We start from the raw sequence: 17,529 nt of genomic DNA, 5'->3' as shown, positions 1-17,529 counted from the left end.
TTATAGACTTGGAACTCACGTTATTATGTATCTCTAGGGCGTATTGTTAACGCCCTAAAATTGGAGCTCCCTAATGTTTTTTGGCAAGAAACCATGGGATCAATACAAATATAATTAATCCGCCAATTAGAAATGATTCAAAAATAATTACATTGCCTACTGGAATTTGTGTAGGGGGTACAAAACCAATAAGAATTGCAGCAAGACAGCATAAAATACCTATTCCAGATACAAACCACATGGCTATATTTCCTCCAGGAATAGTATAAGCTCGATGTTGGTCTGGTTTGCTGTATCTTAGTTTTATGGCTGCCGCAAACATGAAGATATAAACTAATAATGCCATTTGTGCACATAAATCACTGAGCATCCAATAAGCTGCATTGATGGAATCCAGCAAAATAAAGGCAGTACTTAAAAGGGTAAAAATGATGGCTTGAGCTAACAGAATGTTCGTGGGAACACCGTATTTGTTAGTTTGTGCAAATTTTGTGGGTAGAGAGCCATCACGTGCAGAAACCATTAATCCTTTAGTAGGGCCAATAATCCATGCGGACACACCGCTAAGTCCACCTAAGATGATTAACACAGCGATGATTGAGGTCATCCAAGGCATATGATACGCTTTAAAAAATGCCGAATATGCATCAATAAGTCCGGATACAACACTTAAGTGCTCATTAGGAACGACAGCAACAATAGCTAAGGAGCCTAAAGAAAGGGTAGAGATCACTAGAATGGTAGAATAAAGCAATGCTTTTGGGTAATCACGTTGGGGATTTTTAACTTCTTCCGCGTGGACTGCGGACATTTCCATACCAAGTAAACCAAATAAAACAACTGCAAAAAGTGACAAATTACCTAAAGATTCAAAATTTGGTAACCAATTAGAAGGATAGCCAACGGCCATTGGTTTTCCTTCCATTCCCCAGAATATAGCTAGAACAATAATGAAAAGCATCGGAAATATGGTACCAATTGTTGCTCCAATGGTGCTTACTATGCTCGATATTTTCATTCCAAAACAATTAAGGACGGTGAATAACCAAAATAAAACGAGTACTGTGCCTAATAAATAAAATTTATTATTCCCTAATTCGGGAGCGAATAAATAGGAGAGTGTTGCCGCTATGAACGCGAGTATTGTGGGGTACCAAACTACGTTATATATCCATTGAAGCCAGATGGTGATAAAGGCTATGCGTTTGCCAAATGCTTCTCGAACCCACACGTAGATTCCACCAGTAGTTGGGAATGCTGTTGCTAGCTCTGCTGCTACAAGAGAAACAGGAATAAAAAAGGCGAGTGCGGCAACAACGTAATAAGATATTAATGGTAGCCCGAGTTTTGCACTGATGGGCAGAGTACGTAAGCTATCGACAGCGATTACGTTAATCATTACCAAAGAGAAAACGCTTAAAACCTTTTTGGGTTGATTCATGGGTTAATCCTTAATAATTGCGGTCTAAGTTAAACCGCCAATAGCGTGGATGTAGAGTTACTATCGGTTGGTTTTTCAAGTGTCTACGATATCCCGCAGATTTAAATCCGCGGGATATCGAGAGGGATGTATATTGATAGCATTTCGATATCAAAGTTCTTTTTAGAAAAACTAGATTACAGCTAAGCTAAAAATTCAACCCAATTTTATGTTAATCACATAAATTTCTTAGAACGTACTGCAAAATACCTCCGTTTTTATAGTACTCGAGTTCATCAGCGGTATCGATACGGCATAAGGTTTGAATTTGTTCTACTTGGCCATCCGCACGCGCTATGGTTACAGAGATCATTGCACCAGGTTTTAATGAATCAGATACGTCGATACTGATTCGCTCATCTCCTTTTAGATTCAAAGTCTTACGTGTCATATCATTGCAAAATTGTAATGGTAAAACACCCATCCCAATTAAATTAGAGCGATGGATGCGTTCAAAGCTTTCTGTAATTACTGCTTTGACCCCAAGTAAATTAGTGCCTTTTGCTGCCCAATCTCTTGATGAACCAGTACCGTATTCCTTACCAGCAATAATAACTAAATCATGATGATTTTTCTGGTAAAGCATCGCTGCATCATAGATGGGCATAATTTCACCTGAAGGAATGTAACGTGTAATTCCTCCTTCTTGGCCAGGAGTCATTTCGTTACGAATACGGATATTTGCAAAAGTACCTCGCATCATTACCTCATGGTTACCACGTCGAGAACCATAAGAATTAAATTCCTTTTCATCGACTCCCTTAGATTTCAAATATAAACCAGCGGGTGAATTCGCTTTAATTGAGCCTGCAGGAGAAATATGATCTGTAGTAATTGAATCACCAAACACAGCCAGTACATAAGCTTGTTTAATTGGCTTAATTGGATCTGGTGTTGCTTTTAAGTCATTAAAAAAGGGTGGATGTTGAATGTAAGTTGAGTTTTTATCCCATTCATAAGTCTTACCACTACCGGTTGTAATTGCTTGCCAATGCTCGTCACCACGAAATACTTCAGCATATTCTTTGCGGAACATACTGCCTGTAACTTTTGATACTTCAGCAGCAATTTCAGCATTAGTAGGCCAAATATCTTTCAAATAGAGATCATTACCCGTGTTGTCTTTTCCTATGGGATCTTTACTTAGATCAATTGTGGTTGTTCCACATAGAGCATAAGCAACAACTAAAGGTGGAGAAGCTAACCAGTTTGCTCTAACTTGAGGATGAACTCGTCCTTCAAAATTACGATTGCCTGATAAAACTGCGGAAACAACAAGATCGTTCTCACTGACGCAGTGAGAAATTGCATCAGGAAGTGGGCCTGAGTTACCGATGCAAGTCGTACAACCGTAGCCTACCAAATTGAAGCCCAATTGATCTAAATAGGATTGTAAACCGGCTTGTTTAAGATAGTCAGTAACCACTTTGGAACCCGGAGCTAAAGACGATTTAACCCAAGGTTTACGTTTAAGCCCTTTTTCAACAGCTTTTTTAGCGACTAAACCCGCAGCCATGAGCACACTTGGATTGGATGTATTAGTGCAACTGGTGATCGCAGCAATAACCACATTTCCATGCTTCATTGGGAAGTCATGATTTTTAACTACAAATGAAGTATCCTTCTGATCTTCTTTACCCGCTTCTTTAAGGAAATTGGAGAATTCAACAGGTAATGTACTCAGAGTCACTTTATCTTGTGGTCTTTTGGGACCTGCCAATGAAGGAACAATAGTATTTAAATCAAGTTCTAATGTATCAGTAAATACGGGATCTTCACTGTCTTTGTCATACCACATGCCTTGAGCTTTAGCATAAGCTTCAACTAGAGCTATAGTATGTTTATCGCGTCCTGTTAATTCAAGATAACGAATCGTTTCCTTATCTATTGGGAAAAATCCACATGTTGCTCCATATTCAGGGGCCATGTTAGAGATAGTTGCTCGATCAGCGAGTGGCAAATCACTCAAACCCGGGCCATAAAACTCAACAAACTTGCCTACAACTCCCTTTTTTCGTAGCATTTGAGTTACAGTAAGCACGAGATCAGTTGCTGTAATTCCTTCTTTCATTTTCCCAGATAATTTAAATCCGATCACTTCAGGGATAAGCATAGATACAGGTTGTCCTAACATTGCTGCTTCTGCTTCAATCCCACCCACTCCCCAGCCTAAAATACCCAGGCCATTGATCATTGTTGTATGAGAATCGGTTCCAACTAGAGTATCGGGGTAAGCATATAAACTGCCATTATCGTCACTGGTCCATACTGTTTGTCCTAGGTATTCAAGGTTTACTTGATGGCAGATACCGGTTCCTGGTGGAACCACTTGAAAATTGTCAAAAGCTTTCTGTCCCCAACGTAAAAACTCATATCGCTCTTGGTTACGCTTTATTTCAATTTCAGTATTGACGGTTAAGGCATCCTGAGTACCAAATTTATCTACCATTACCGAATGATCAATAACTAAATCAACCGGAGAAAGTGGAGAAATTTTATCGGGACTACCTCCCATTTTCGCGATGGCAGCACGCATGGCAGCGAGATCAACTACCGCAGGCACTCCAGTAAAATCCTGCATGAGTACACGTGCAGGTCTAAATGCAATTTCATGTTGAGATGTTTTTTCATGCAACCATTCTGCGATGGCTTTAATGTCTTTGGTCGTGACCGTATTGTCGTCTTCAAAGCGTAATAGATTTTCAAAAAGAACTTTTAGAGAGTAGGGAAGACGGCCAATACCTTTAAAATGTTTTTGTTCCGCTTCTTTTAAACTAAAATAATGATACGTTTTATCCTCTACCTGCAATACGCATTTTGTTGACAAGCTGTCACGACCTACTTTCATAAAAAGCTCCTGAAATCAAAAATTGAATGATAGCTCAAATTTAAGAAAATTCCATGAGTTCTTACTAAATTCACTTTAGCTTTTTACATTACCTTAGCATATATGGGCGCATCTAACTCGTGCAGTTCATCAAAATTTAGAGAAGGTTTGATTAGTTTTGCACCTGTTTGGAAAATAATTTTCTCTTCAAATTTTTTAGAAGTTAAATCAAGTGGCTCTGGGGTTACTAAAGAGAAACAAGCGGGAGCTAATAAAGTAATGCCAATGGGTAACAGTATTGCTCCAATAAGCGGATTAAATGCAAAGGCAGCAAAAGATGCTAAGATAAGTGCAGCACCTAAAACAGTGCCAGCAATTGAAATATTATGCCTTAAAGAATCTTTTTTTACTTTTTCATCAATCCCAACAGGATAATAGTTTAAATTATGGTAATTATTGATGTAAAACGGTGTAAATTCGGGCTTAGACAGGCAGTGGAATAAAGCTTTAGCGAAGCGGTTGTATTGTTCTATTATTTGTTCGCGTTCATAAGGATCATGTTTTTCTTTAAGTGCCGTTTCAAAGTCATCAATTCGGTCATTTAACATCTCAAGAAAAAAAGTTGTTTGTTCCTCTGCTATTTGTTTTTTGACTAACAAACTCTTAGCCTCGTTTATTTTTTCTACTGCAGATTTGTGAGAATTATTTTGATTAAAAAAAGGCATGGTATTTTCCTGTGATTTATGTACGCCCAGATTAGCACCACAAGTTAAATAAGAAACAGATTATTTGGTTAAATTTTACACTTGAGTAATATTTATTAACTTCAACTTAATTATCTTGAGCTAAAGTTCACAATTGATCAGAATATATTTATCGATTATAAATTATTTTCTGTACTATTTTGGATCAAGAAATGATGGAAAAAATAATTCTAATTACTGGATGCTCTAGTGGTATTGGATTTGATGCTGCTTTTGCTTTAAAGAAAAGAGGGCATAGAGTAGTTGGCTCATGTAGAAAAATAGAAGATGTTGAAAAGTTACTAAACATTGGATTTGAAGCAGTTCAATTGGATGTTTCTGATTCATCTTCGATTCAAAGCGCTTTTGATAAGGTATTAGCCATAACAAACGGCCGATTAGATGTCTTGATTAATAATGCTGGATATGGCCAAGCAGGAGCGTTGGAAGACATTACTCGAGATGTATTGCGTGCTCAATTTGAAACGAATGTTTTCGGTTTAGTTGAGCTTACAAATTTAGCTATTCCTGTTATGCGTAAACAAGGAAATGGTCGAATAATTAATATTAGTTCCATACTAGGTGTTATTAGCATGCCTTTTCGTGGGGCATACAATGCTTCAAAATATGCGGTAGAAGGTGTAAGCGATACATTAAGGCTAGAATTACAACCATCAGGGATTGATGTTATTACAGTGGAGCCTGGGCCTATAGAGAGTCGTTTTAGGGATAATTGTGTTGATAATTCTTTAAATAATATAGAGAAGCAAAATAGTTATTTTAGCAAGCAGTATGTGCGCATGTTAGAAGCATTTAAGCAGAAAAAATCTACTTCTATATTTACCAAGCAACCGGATGCAGTAATCAAAAAATTAGTTCATGCTATAGAATCTAAAAAGCCTAAAGCAAAATATCCGATAACTATTCCCGCTCATGTAATGATTTTTCTAAAAAGGATTTTAAGTACTAAAATGCTTGACAGAATTCTTATATTTACTTCTAGAAAAGAGTTATCATGAGTTTTCAATGAACATTTAGAAATTTGCGCTCCTATTACCAAGTAAATTTTCAAGAAAAGTATATATATAACGCATTTTTTTATTAAAAAGAGAGGCAAAATCCTAATTTATTTGCTAATATCTAAGTGGGTTAAAAAATCATTAACTATCAAGGAAGTAAAATTATGAAAAAATCAACAATGGCAGTAGCCGCTCTACTAACTGTACTAGCAGCACCTGTAGTTTCTGTTGCTTATGCAGATGATGCTTCTACAGCTACTTCAAGCTCTTGCAATGGTTGTAAAGGCTGTAAAGGCTGTAAAGGCTGTAAAGGCTGTAAGGGTTGCAAAGGTTGTACTGGTTGCAAAGGCTGCAAAGGTTGTGCTGGTTGCAAAGGCTGTGGTGGTTGCTCTGGCGACTAATCATCAGTGTCTGTAAAGAGGTAGTTGTAGTACTACCTCTTTATTATTTCATCTTCTCTATGTAGTAAAGATATGATTACTCACTCTGAATTTAATTTACCTCAACTCAGCAAATGGCATAAGAAAATTTACTTAGGCTACGCACAACAAATTTTAGAAGCACAACAATTGATGACATCTAAAGGAAAAAACATTCTTCATTATACTTTAAAAAATAAGCGAAAATTTGAACGAATGAGCCATTATCCACAAGGAGATCGCATCGATCATAAAACTGGATCGCAATATTTTTACCATTGTCATCGCGAAAACTATGAAAGCACAGAGCATGGTCATTTTCATTGTTTTTTACGTTACAAGCATATTCCTAAAAGCGTTAAACCCACACCATTAGCAGATTGGGACAGATACATTGATAACCCTATGACGCATTTGGTGGCTATCGGCATGAATCAATTAGGACAGCCAATTCGCTTATTTACTGTAAATCGATGGGTAACCTCTGAAATTTGGTATGGTTCCGAACAAACTGCTCGCTTAATCAAACGTTATAAAATGACCTTAATTAATGATCCTTATTGGCAAGTACTTGACAAATGGATAGAGGGAATGCTTCATATATTTACTCCACAGATTTTATGGTTACATCAAGAACGCGATAAGAAAATCTTGGAACATGAGGTAAATGGCACAGTTGAAAATCCATATATGGATTATGAGCTTGAAGAGCTTTCAGCGATTTCTATTGACTTGAAACAGCAAGTTGAATGGATTATTAGTTAATACCTGTTTTTTAAGCAACTGCAGTAATTAGATATTCTTCAAGAGGATTTCTAGTAGTTCCAAATAAAACAGTTTGATATAAAAAATACTTTATTTTTATATCAAACTGACGCTAATTAATCTGTACTATAATTTACATGCAAATTATAAATTTACTGGAGTATTTGCATGTCTTCCTACGCAAAAAATGAATCTCAAGAAGATATTGATTCCATACATCAATATTATATGGAAATTATTAACTCAATGCCCAATATTGTTTATTGGTTGGACACTGATTGTAATTTAAAAGGATGTAACAATAACTTTATAAAATTATTAGGACTAAATACTCTGAAAGACTTGAAAGGTACCCCTTATCAACAAATGGAAGAATTTGGTCATTGGAATAAAGATCGAGTAGAAGAATTAAAGCTGGATGATATGAAAGTACTTTTTTCAGGCATTCCTCAACACAATGTACAAGAAAAACCCATTGTAGATAGTTCGGGTAAGAATTATTACTTTCGATCTTCTCGTATACCGATGCATGATCGTAAAAAAGATTTAATTGGTTTGATTGTTATATTGAATCATTTACCCCAAAATAAGGAAATTGAAGTACATACAGAAAATTATATAGAAAACGTTCAACATGCAGAGCAGGTATTAAAAGAGGTGTATTTACCTAAAATTCTTATGGTAGAAGATAATATTATTGCACAGAATGTTGAAAAAGCATTATTAACCGCTTTAAATTGTCATGTAGATATTGCCAATTCAGCGGATAGTGCTGTGAAATTATTCCAACCTGGGAAATATGATTTAGTGCTGATGGATATCGGTTTAGAAGATTCTTCAGGTTATATAGTAGCAAAGCAATTTCGACAAAAAGAAAGAGAGACTCAATATCATGTGCCTATTATTGCATTAACAGGATTTGAAGCGGATGTAGTGAAATATGATTGCCAGCATTATTTTATGGAGGGTGCAATTAGTAAACCATTAACTTGTGAACAAGCAGAGCAGATCATCAAACATTATGTGTATCACATGGATGTTCCTGTGCGTGGTTTGAAGACAATTTAGTATCCTGTTATTATGTTTCTTTTTTAGATAAATTATTTTATGAGTACTCATTTGCTTCAAAACGAGCGGATCTTATCTTTAGATGTCTTTCGTGGTTTGACAATGGCACTTATGGTCATAGTAAATAGCTTAGGAATGAGGATTTCCTATCCTATTTTACTGCATTCCGAATGGGATGGTTGTACTTTAGCTGATCTGGTATTTCCAAGTTTTTTATTTATTGTTGGGATGACTACGGTTATTAGTTTAAAAAAACATGTAAAAGAAGAAAGTAAAAGGGAAGTTTATTATAGTATTTTTAAACGCACTATCATTTTGTTTTTATTCGGTATTTTGATTAATGTTTTTCCTAAACCTATTGATGTATCAACAATAAGAGTTTATGGTATTTTGCAACGCATCGCCCTGTGTTATTTAATTTGTGCTTTTCTTTATCTTCATACAACAGTAAGAGCACAGATTTTTATTTTTTGGGGCATACTATTAGGTTATTGGTATTTTCTGACTCAAATTCACCTGCCAGGTGTTGGAGTGAATCAATTAAGTATGGCTCGAAATTGGGTTGGCTATATTGATCAGTTAATCTTTTCTCCGCCCCACTTATTCTTTAAAAATTTTGATTCGGAAGGACTTTTAAGTACTATCCCTTCTGTTGCCACAACGCTTTCTGGCGTCATTGCAGGAAGTTTTTTGCTGACTCATACTCAAAAACAAACGAAATGTATTATGATGGTTGCAGTAGGTTTGCTCTTTCTTTTATTAGGATGGGTATGGAATTATAGCTTTCCAATAAATAAACAGTTGTGGACAAGCTCTTTTGTCTTATGGTGTAGTGGATTTTCACTTATTGTTTTTAGTTTATGTTATTTTATTATTGATATAATGAGGTATACCAAATGGTCATTTCCTTTTAAGATCCTTGGTATGAATGCATTATTTATTTTTATTTTCCATGTGATGTTATTAAAAATCCAATCTTTTTTCTTATTACCATTACCCGATGGAACACAGGATATAATACGTGTGGTGATTACAGAATATTTATTCGGTAATTTTAGTCCTAAAAATGCGGGGCTGTTTTATTCATTAATGTTTCTTTTCTTAAACTTTTTAGTAGCTTCCTTTTTATACTGGCGAAAAATTTTTATTAAAATATAGAAAGGCGTGTTTCTAATTCGTGAACAAAAGCGGGTGAGTTCATCTATTAACTGTCTTGAAAAACTTCAAATAATATATATTGTATTTATAAAATCATGGTGGGAATGCTTTTGATCATGTTGATTCTAGTGAGATATTCGAGATTACCTACACATATTGTTCATTCTTTATGAGTTAGCTATAATTATAGGTTAAACTAAATAATATGAAGTTTATGGAGTTGCTTTAGATGCCAATTTATGAATATCAATGTACAAGTTGTCATCACCAATTTGATTTGATGCAAAAAATTAGTGACGAACCAGTAAAACAATGTCCTGTTTGTTATAAGGATACGGTAGTTAAATTGGTTTCCGCTGCTGGTTTTCAATTGAAGGGCACTGGATGGTATGCTACTGACTTTAAAAATAAAAGCAGTAAGTCGGAAGAGGGAGGAACTAAAAAAGATAACGCTACTACCACTGCTCAAACAAAAGAGTCGACTGTTGCTAAAGCAACACAAGATGGTGATACTAAGTGAAAGCACTGTCATTAAGACGTTATTTACTTGCTGGATTGGTGGTATGGTTGCCCATACTTATCACCATTGGTGTGTTACGCTTCATTATTGACTTACTTGATAATACTTTAGCTTTAATTCCTAAAGTCTATCAGCCTGAACAATTGATAGGACATCATATTCCTGGTTTAGGAGTTATTTTATCGTTAGTTATATTGCTTGTTACAGGGGTAATCGCTACTAATTATTTTGGGCAAAGACTTGTGGCATGGGGCGAATCTATCCTTTCAAAAATTCCATTGGTTCGCTCTATTTATAAGACAGTAAAGCAAGTGATTCATGCAGTTGTATCAACAAACAGCGAAGCTTTTCGTAAAGTAGTCATCATTGAATACCCGCGTAAAGGATTATGGAGTATTGCTTTTCAAACGGGGACAGCAAATAGCCAAATTAATGATAAAATACAAGATACACTGATTTCTGTATTTATACCAACTACTCCTAATCCCACGTCAGGTTTTCTGATGATGATTCCTAAGCGAGATGTTGTGGAGTTGGATATGAGTATTGATGAAGCACTGAAATTTATAATTTCTTTAGGAGTAATGCCACCTACGCAAGGTGCGGCATTAATAGTAACAAGTTGATAAATAATACATAGGCGGTTTTATATGCGCACACACCATTGTTTAGAGGTTAATGAATTAAGTTTAGGGAAAGAAGTGATTGTATGCGGCTGGGTTCATAATCGTCGTGACCATGGTGGAGTGATATTTTTAGACATTCGTGATAGCTCAGGCTTATTGCAAGTTGTATATGAACCAGAAAATGTAAACGCTTTTTCTGATGCCGAAAAACTACGTTCTGAATTTGTGGTACGAATAACTGGAATTGTACGTCAAAGACCTGATGGTATGATTAATGAAGCGATGACAACTGGAAAGGTTGAAGTAGTTGGAACACGGTTGGAGATCTTAAATCAATCACCTACACCTCCTTTTTTGCCTGATGACTTTCAGATAGTTAATGAAGACTTACGCTATAAATACCGCTATATTGATTTGCGACGTCCTGTTATGAAGCATAAGTTAACTGTACGACATCAGTTAAATAGCTGTATTCGTACTTATCTTAATGAGCAAAATTTTCTTGATATTGAAACACCTATGTTAACGAAGGCAACACCCGAAGGCGCACGAGATTATTTAGTTCCTTCACGAGTTCACCCCGGACAATTTTATGCTTTACCGCAATCACCACAACTATTTAAACAATTATTGATGATTTCAGGATTCGACAAATACTATCAGATTGTTCGTTGCTTTCGCGATGAAGATCTGCGCGCTGATAGACAACCTGAATTTACTCAGCTTGATATTGAAATGGCTTTTATTGATGAAGAACGCATTTTAAATCTTATAGAAGGTTTGCTAAAAACGGTATTTAAGCAAATTCTTAATGTGGATTTACCTGAAAAACTACATAGAATGTCTTATGCTGAAGCAATGAGACGCTTTGGCAGTGATAAACCAGACTTGCGTAACCCTTTAGAACTTGTTGATGTAGCAGATTTAGTAAAAGAATGTGATTTTAAAGTATTTTCAGTTGCAGCCAATGATACTGGCTCAAGAGTAGTTGCTCTAAGATTACCTGGTGGTTGTGATCTTAGTAGAAAAGATTTGGATGATTATGGACGTTTTGTCGCTATTTACGGTGCCAAGGGACTTGCTTATATTAAAGTAAATAATCGTGATGAAGGAATGGCAGGACTACAATCACCAATTTTGAAGTTTCTTTCAGAAGAAGCCGTTCATGCTATTTTGAGTCGTACTGAAGCCAAAACCGGTGATGTTATTTTCTTTGGTGCGGATAAAAATCATACAGTCAATGAATCAATGGGTGCATTGCGAATTAAATTGGGACATGATAAAAAATTACTCAAAGAGGGATGGGAGCTGTTATGGATTATCGACTGGCCCATGTTTGAATTGGATTATGAGAACAACAAATTAAGTCCTATGCATCATCCTTTTACCTCACCAAAAGATTTAGATCCTAATCATTTACGTGCTAACCCTACACATATATTAGCTAAAGCCTATGATATAGTGATTAATGGCTATGAAATTGGTGGTGGATCGATACGTATCCATCAATCAGAATTACAAAAAGCGGTGTTTGAGTTACTTGGAATTAATGAACAAGAGGCTCAGGAAAAATTTGGTTTTTTACTGGATGCTTTACAATATGGAGCTCCTCCACACGGAGGCATTGCGCTTGGCATCGATCGTTTAGCTATGTTATTAACAGATTCAACATCAATTAGAGATGTAATTGCTTTTCCTAAAACTCAAACAGCATCGTGTCCTTTAACGAGTGCACCATCCCCCACGGGTAGTGCACAACTAATAGAATTAGGAATAAGACTTGCTCCAACTACGCAAACTAAATAATTTATTAGGATTAGGGCGTCTGTTGACGACAGGAACTAATAACATACGTCCATCCTTCATGCATAATGTGTTTTTTTTCATTAAGCAATTAGCTTTTCAAGCAATAGCTATAAGTCGAAAATGCACCATTTTTTTATTCTTTTTGTTTTTTGGTTGTTCATTATATGCAGCAACAACAACTGCTCCAGTGCCTGTAAAAAGTCCTGCTACTTTTATTGAATACTTAACCCAAGAAAAGGCACATTTGATGGCCTCAATTCAGGAGACAAAGCAACCCATAACCCTTAAAAACGAACAAGAGTATGCCGCTAAAATGAAGCAGGTATCTTCAATACTCACAATGATAGATGTTAAAATAAAAAGCCTAGAGAGTTTTCTAGATCACGAGAATAAAGAGCAAAACGACTTAAATCAGCGTTTAAAGCTCCTTCAACAATTACCTATTATTAAAGAAGATACAACTGTTCCTGAGCGAGTGGCAAAGGTAGAAAATTTACTTCTAATCAATAAACAAACAATACAGTTAACTACTGATAATTTAAAACTTGCAAATGATTATCAGTCTGCACTCAATGATGAAATAAAAAATTTAGAAGTTTGGCACTCAACATTCGTTCTTGAACAAAAGTTAGTGCAAATAAGAACTTTAAAAGAAAAGCTTAATCGACAATTACTTGATCTTTATGAAAATACGAACAATCAGACGGATAAGCGCTCTAAATCAGTACCCTTATCTTCATCTGATTATGAAGCAAAGCTACTCATTAATAATCAGTATATTGCTGTAATCCAAAATCGTCTTAATGCTTTAAGCATCCAAAGAACAGTTGTTAAAGGAGATATGATTTATCTTAAAAATCCTGATACAAAAAATTTACAATTAATTACCGATATTTACAAGGATGCATTAAATCAATACTCCAAGATTGAAAAATCGTTACAGCAAATAAATATTTTTCTTGAGAGTGAAATAAAGCTTGTTACTGTCGCCAGTTTAAAACAATCGATCAACGCATTACAGAAAACCTTGGCCGAAGAGATCAATGAATCGAAGAAACAAAAACAACTGTTGCTTAAAAGTTTAACAGATTATCAAGCACAGCTGAAAAAACTGATGTCTTCAAGACAAACTTTAGCTGATTATAATATTAATAGTTGGCCAATTATCCTTAATAAGATAGCCGCTATTCCTGGTTTATTTTATAAATACATTAAGATATTAAGTTTAAAAGTTTATGATAGCTATTTATGGCTAACTCCTTTATCCGTAGTTGTCTTATGGAGTAGTTTTGTAATCATAGCGGTTATTTCCTTTTTAATAAGTCGCTTCTTAAAAACTTTAGGTAGAGATAAGGAACGTTCGCGTTTAACCGGTTACTTATATGATGGTGTACTGGTCTTAGTACAAAGAAACATACCTTATTTTTGTGTGGTTTCAATGTTGTGGGTTCTGCTCTCTATTACACATATCTCCTTTGCGAATTATCAATTATTATTTAAATTAATTGCAGTGTGGTTCACCTTTAAGATTTTAATTTTAATAGCCCGTTTAGTTTTATTAGAGAGAATAACTGACTCTTCGGGAAAAGATGTTAAGTTGTATTATCGTTTAAAATGGTTATTGCTTTTCGGAGGATGGACAACAGCTTTAATGACTATTGGTCATTCACTTCCTTTGTCTATTTTGATCCAAGATATATTTAATCGCTTATTTATGTTGTTTATTTTAACTGTATCTTTGGTTGCTTGGAAAAGTAAGGATGTCATTCCATATTTACTTGGTCCTTTATTAAATAGCCAGAAACGATATGTTAGAAATGCTATTTCTCTATTGGTTGTTTTAGTGCCAATCACGGTATTTTCTACCGCCGTTATTGGATTATTGGGTTTCACCAATTTAGCGTGGAGCATGAGTTTATATTTAGCCTATGTTTTACTCGTATTGGTAGGATACATTCTTGCTCGAGGTTTATTATTTGATGCACTTGAATTGTTTTCTGAATTAATGATTTCGTCATTACGAAACGGATGGTTATGGATCGAGGTTTTTTTAAAGCCGATAGATAATATACTGCGCATTTTATTACTTATCACCAGTATTCTTGTTTTATTCCAATTATTTGGTTGGTATTCTGACTCTTTAGTGATGATTAGTTTAGGAAAATTTGCTCAATATACGATTGTTAATTTTCCTGGTATTCATATTACGGTATATAGCACAATCGAATTTTTTATTCTACTTGCATTTTTTGCCTGGGCTTCTAAGTGGACACGAGAGTTTTGTTACCGATGGGTATATAAAAATACAAAAGATCCAGGGATACGTAATAGTCTTTCTGTTTTTAGCCAATATGCTGTTGTTCTATTAGGTGGTTTTGTAACGCTTCATGTACTTGGATTTGATTTTAGTGGTATGTCAATGATTATTGGAGGGTTAGCTGTAGGTATGGGATTTGGCTTACGGGACTTTGCTAGCAATATTGTGGGTGGCCTTATGCTCCTGATTGAAAGACCAGTAAGAGAAGGTGATTTAGTGACTATAGGTGAGCATGAAGGACGAGTAGCTCATATTGGTATTCGTTCTATGCGTGTTTCTTCATGGGATAATATGGAAGTATTAATTCCTAACGCAGAAACTTTTAATAAGCCATTTACTAATTGGACACATCAAGACGGTATTGTTCGAACAGTCATTCCAATAAAAGTAAATCGCTCAGATGATCCTGTGATGATTCAACAAATTATTCTAGATGTTTTAGCAACTACCTCTGAAATTGTTGCTGATCCACCAGCTCAAGTTTTTCTCAAGAAAATTGATGAGGCACTCCTGGAGTTTGAGGCACGCTATTTTATAAATGTTCAAATTCATACTCGCTTTGAAGTACGATCCAAAGTATTATTTGCTATTATGGCTCAATTTAAAGCAGCAAATGTGAAACCACCTATTGAACCCATTGCTGTTGAGATTAAAGAAAAAGAGGGCCATAATGATTTCATTGCTAAAAAGCAAACCACCACAAACTGAAGCTGAATTAATAGAACGTTGCTTGAGTATTACTGGCCTGAGTTTTACACAATTAAGCATGGGTTTAGATTTACTTATCCCGATCGATCCTAATCAACGAAAAGGGTGGGTTGGACAGGCACTTGAATTAGCTTTAGGGACCAATGCGAGCAATAAATCATTACCTGATTTCAAAGATTTGGGTATAGAGCTCAAAACTCTGCCTATTGGTAAATCTGGAAGACCCACTGAATCAACTTTTATTACCTCTATTCCTTTATTAACCATTCATCAACAACAATGGAAAACATCACAATGCTACGCTAAGTTAAAAAGAGTTTTATGGGTTCCTATCGAAGGAGATACCGATATTCCTTATCCACAAAGAAGAATTGGCCAAGGTTTTTTATGGTCTCCGGATGAGGTACAAGAACGTATTTTAGAGGCTGATTGGAATTATTTAACATTACAAATCAGCACTGGGAATCTTGAGGTCCTTGATGCAAAATTTGGAGATTATTTACAAGTTAGACCTAAAGCTGCAAACGGAAAATCTCTATGTTATGGATTTGATAGTCATGGAAATAAAATCAAAACATTACCACGTGGATTTTATCTAAGAAGCAGTTTTACCGCAAAAATCATAGAGTACTAATAAAGAGTATCTTAATGCTTGCTAATGTGCACTTTTGATCGATAAATACTTAACCTATCGATATGCTGCAGATCATCCCGTCCTTATAAAAAACAGATTTGGTAGCTCCTTGCTATTCTAAAAATATACAAATGTCGATATAATTACATAGCTGTTAAGATTTCACTCAGCTAATACGATACTACCATCGTTTTATCCTATTTTTAAGAAGAAGCCATCATGTTATCCAGGTTATTTCAGCTACCACTTGTAGCACTCATCGTTATTTCACTGTTAGGTTGTTGTATGGAAATCGATATTTCCTTGCCCAGTTTTCCTAGCATTATGACTTATTTCGGTAGCACAGAAGCACAAGTTCAAAGTACTTTGAGCCTTAACTTTTTGGCATTCTGTCTTTCAGGTTTGCTGTATGGACCATTATCCGAATCATGGGGACGACGAGGATTGATGATTTTTGGTGCAACTTGCTTCTTGATTGGAGCGATTGGTTGTGTGTTTTCCTTTTCCATATATCAATTGATGTTTTGGCGTTTTGTCCAAGGCTTAGGAGCTAGCAGTACTTTAGTGATGGGCTTTGCTATGATCTCCGATCGGTATAGTGGCGAAGTGGCTGCAAATTATATTGGTAAAATTAATGCTTACGTTACCATTTTTATGGCTGCTGCTCCTATTTTAGGCAGTGCCATCATTAATTATTTTACTTGGCGAGCTAATTTTACTTTCGTTGCGATCATCGCATTGATTTCATGGCTTTTTTTAATTTGGCAATTACCAGAAACCAAAACAAAAAAACAACCTTTAAACGTTTTGACTCTATTTAAAGATTATTGGACAGTTTTCTCACACGGTAAGTTTTTAATTTATGCCAGTATGCCCAATATGTTAGTCACTGCTTATTTAACTTTTGTGGGTAGTGCCTCGTTTTATTATATTAATACGAGTAAATTATCTTATTTTCAATTTGCTATGCAACAAGGGTTAATTGTATTGATATTTTCGCTTACCAGTTTTTATGCTGAAAAAGTGGTTGCTAAAATTGGGAGTCGGAAGGCAGTCAATTTCGGAATGGTTTGTTGTACAATCTCCATTGTACTTTTCACTTATTTTGCTTTTCAGCATCCAGATTCTCCACGCTTGATTACATTCGCAATGTGCTGGATGGCAGTCGGTTGTGCTTTTCCAATGAGCGTTACTTTTGCACAATCATTGGAAATTTTACCTAATCTTAAGGGAACATGCTCCTCATTCATTATGTCAACACGCTTGTTTATTTCATCAGGAGCCGTTGCACTAACGGGTCTTTTTTTTGATGGTTCGATGCGTCCGGTTGCACTTGTTATAGATGGGGCCATCATTTTAGGAATTAGTATGTATTTTATAATAGAACGAATGATAACTCCCAAGGAACGTTTAGTGAAAGTCACTTGATGTTTGGGGTG

General features: G+C 35.5%; 14 protein-coding genes. 11 read left to right on the top strand and 3 right to left on the bottom strand.

The window, feature by feature from the left end; translation table 11 throughout:
• Positions 1-70 precede the first annotated feature (70 nt).
• From Lgra_RS09965 to Lgra_RS09955, 3 genes are all read right to left on the bottom strand, one after another.
• Positions 71-1,441: an APC family permease gene (locus tag Lgra_RS09965; RefSeq protein WP_058499098.1), complete on the bottom strand. Its 1,371-nt coding sequence runs from the start codon at positions 1,439-1,441 to the stop codon at positions 71-73.
• Between the two features lie 211 nt (positions 1,442-1,652).
• Positions 1,653-4,328 (bottom strand): aconitate hydratase AcnA, encoded by a 2,676-nt coding sequence (gene acnA / locus Lgra_RS09960; protein ID WP_058499097.1) that lies wholly within the window; start codon positions 4,326-4,328, stop codon positions 1,653-1,655.
• 83 nt (positions 4,329-4,411) lie between these two features.
• A complete protein-coding gene (locus tag Lgra_RS09955; protein ID WP_058499096.1) occupies positions 4,412-5,032 on the bottom strand; it encodes a lpg1689 family Dot/Icm T4SS effector in 621 nt (206 codons plus the stop codon).
• 191 nt (positions 5,033-5,223) lie between these two features.
• Here Lgra_RS09955 and Lgra_RS09950 point away from each other — a divergent pair, with 191 nt between their 5' ends.
• From Lgra_RS09950 to Lgra_RS09900, 11 genes are all read left to right on the top strand, one after another.
• Positions 5,224-6,069 carry an SDR family NAD(P)-dependent oxidoreductase gene (locus tag Lgra_RS09950; protein WP_058499095.1) on the top strand — a complete coding sequence of 282 codons (846 nt, stop codon included), beginning with the start codon at positions 5,224-5,226 and terminating at the stop codon, positions 6,067-6,069.
• A gap of 164 nt (positions 6,070-6,233) precedes the next feature.
• The gene (locus tag Lgra_RS09945; RefSeq protein WP_083502891.1) at positions 6,234-6,470 is read left to right on the top strand and encodes a hypothetical protein; all 237 of its coding nucleotides are present in this window, start codon (positions 6,234-6,236) and stop codon (positions 6,468-6,470) included.
• 72 nt (positions 6,471-6,542) lie between these two features.
• Complete coding sequence (locus Lgra_RS09940; RefSeq protein ID WP_058499093.1) at positions 6,543-7,253, top strand: DUF6969 family protein; 711 nt, start codon at positions 6,543-6,545, stop codon at positions 7,251-7,253.
• Between the two features lie 168 nt (positions 7,254-7,421).
• Entirely contained in the window at positions 7,422-8,321 is a 900-nt protein-coding gene (locus Lgra_RS09935; RefSeq protein WP_058499092.1) for an ATP-binding response regulator, read from the top strand.
• Positions 8,322-8,360: 39 nt separating this feature from the next.
• A complete protein-coding gene (locus Lgra_RS09930) occupies positions 8,361-9,479 on the top strand; it encodes an acyltransferase family protein (RefSeq protein WP_058499091.1) in 1,119 nt (372 codons plus the stop codon).
• Between the two features lie 229 nt (positions 9,480-9,708).
• Positions 9,709-9,999, top strand: a complete 291-nt coding sequence (locus tag Lgra_RS09925) for an FmdB family zinc ribbon protein (RefSeq protein ID WP_058499090.1) — start codon at positions 9,709-9,711, stop codon at positions 9,997-9,999.
• Positions 9,996-10,625 (top strand): DUF502 domain-containing protein, encoded by a 630-nt coding sequence (locus tag Lgra_RS09920; protein WP_058499089.1) that lies wholly within the window; start codon positions 9,996-9,998, stop codon positions 10,623-10,625. The genes Lgra_RS09925 and Lgra_RS09920 overlap by 4 nt, the downstream gene beginning before the upstream one ends.
• Positions 10,626-10,649: 24 nt before the next feature.
• Positions 10,650-12,431, top strand: a complete 1,782-nt coding sequence (aspS, locus tag Lgra_RS09915; protein ID WP_058499088.1) for an aspartate--tRNA ligase — start codon at positions 10,650-10,652, stop codon at positions 12,429-12,431.
• Complete coding sequence (locus Lgra_RS09910) at positions 12,406-15,456, top strand: mechanosensitive ion channel domain-containing protein (protein WP_420795202.1); 3,051 nt, start codon at positions 12,406-12,408, stop codon at positions 15,454-15,456. The genes aspS and Lgra_RS09910 overlap by 26 nt, the downstream gene beginning before the upstream one ends.
• Positions 15,419-16,090, top strand: coding sequence for a DNA mismatch repair endonuclease MutH (gene mutH, locus Lgra_RS09905; RefSeq protein ID WP_058499087.1), 672 nt, complete (start codon positions 15,419-15,421; stop codon positions 16,088-16,090). The genes Lgra_RS09910 and mutH overlap by 38 nt, the downstream gene beginning before the upstream one ends.
• Before the next feature lie 219 nt (positions 16,091-16,309).
• Positions 16,310-17,518, top strand: a complete 1,209-nt coding sequence (locus Lgra_RS09900; RefSeq protein ID WP_083502890.1) for a multidrug effflux MFS transporter — start codon at positions 16,310-16,312, stop codon at positions 17,516-17,518.
• Positions 17,519-17,529: the final 11 nt, after the last annotated feature.

It is taken from the genome of Legionella gratiana (assembly GCF_001467695.1).
Lineage (GTDB): Bacteria > Pseudomonadota > Gammaproteobacteria > Legionellales > Legionellaceae > Legionella > Legionella gratiana.
This window is presented reverse-complemented; position numbering and strand designations above follow the sequence as displayed.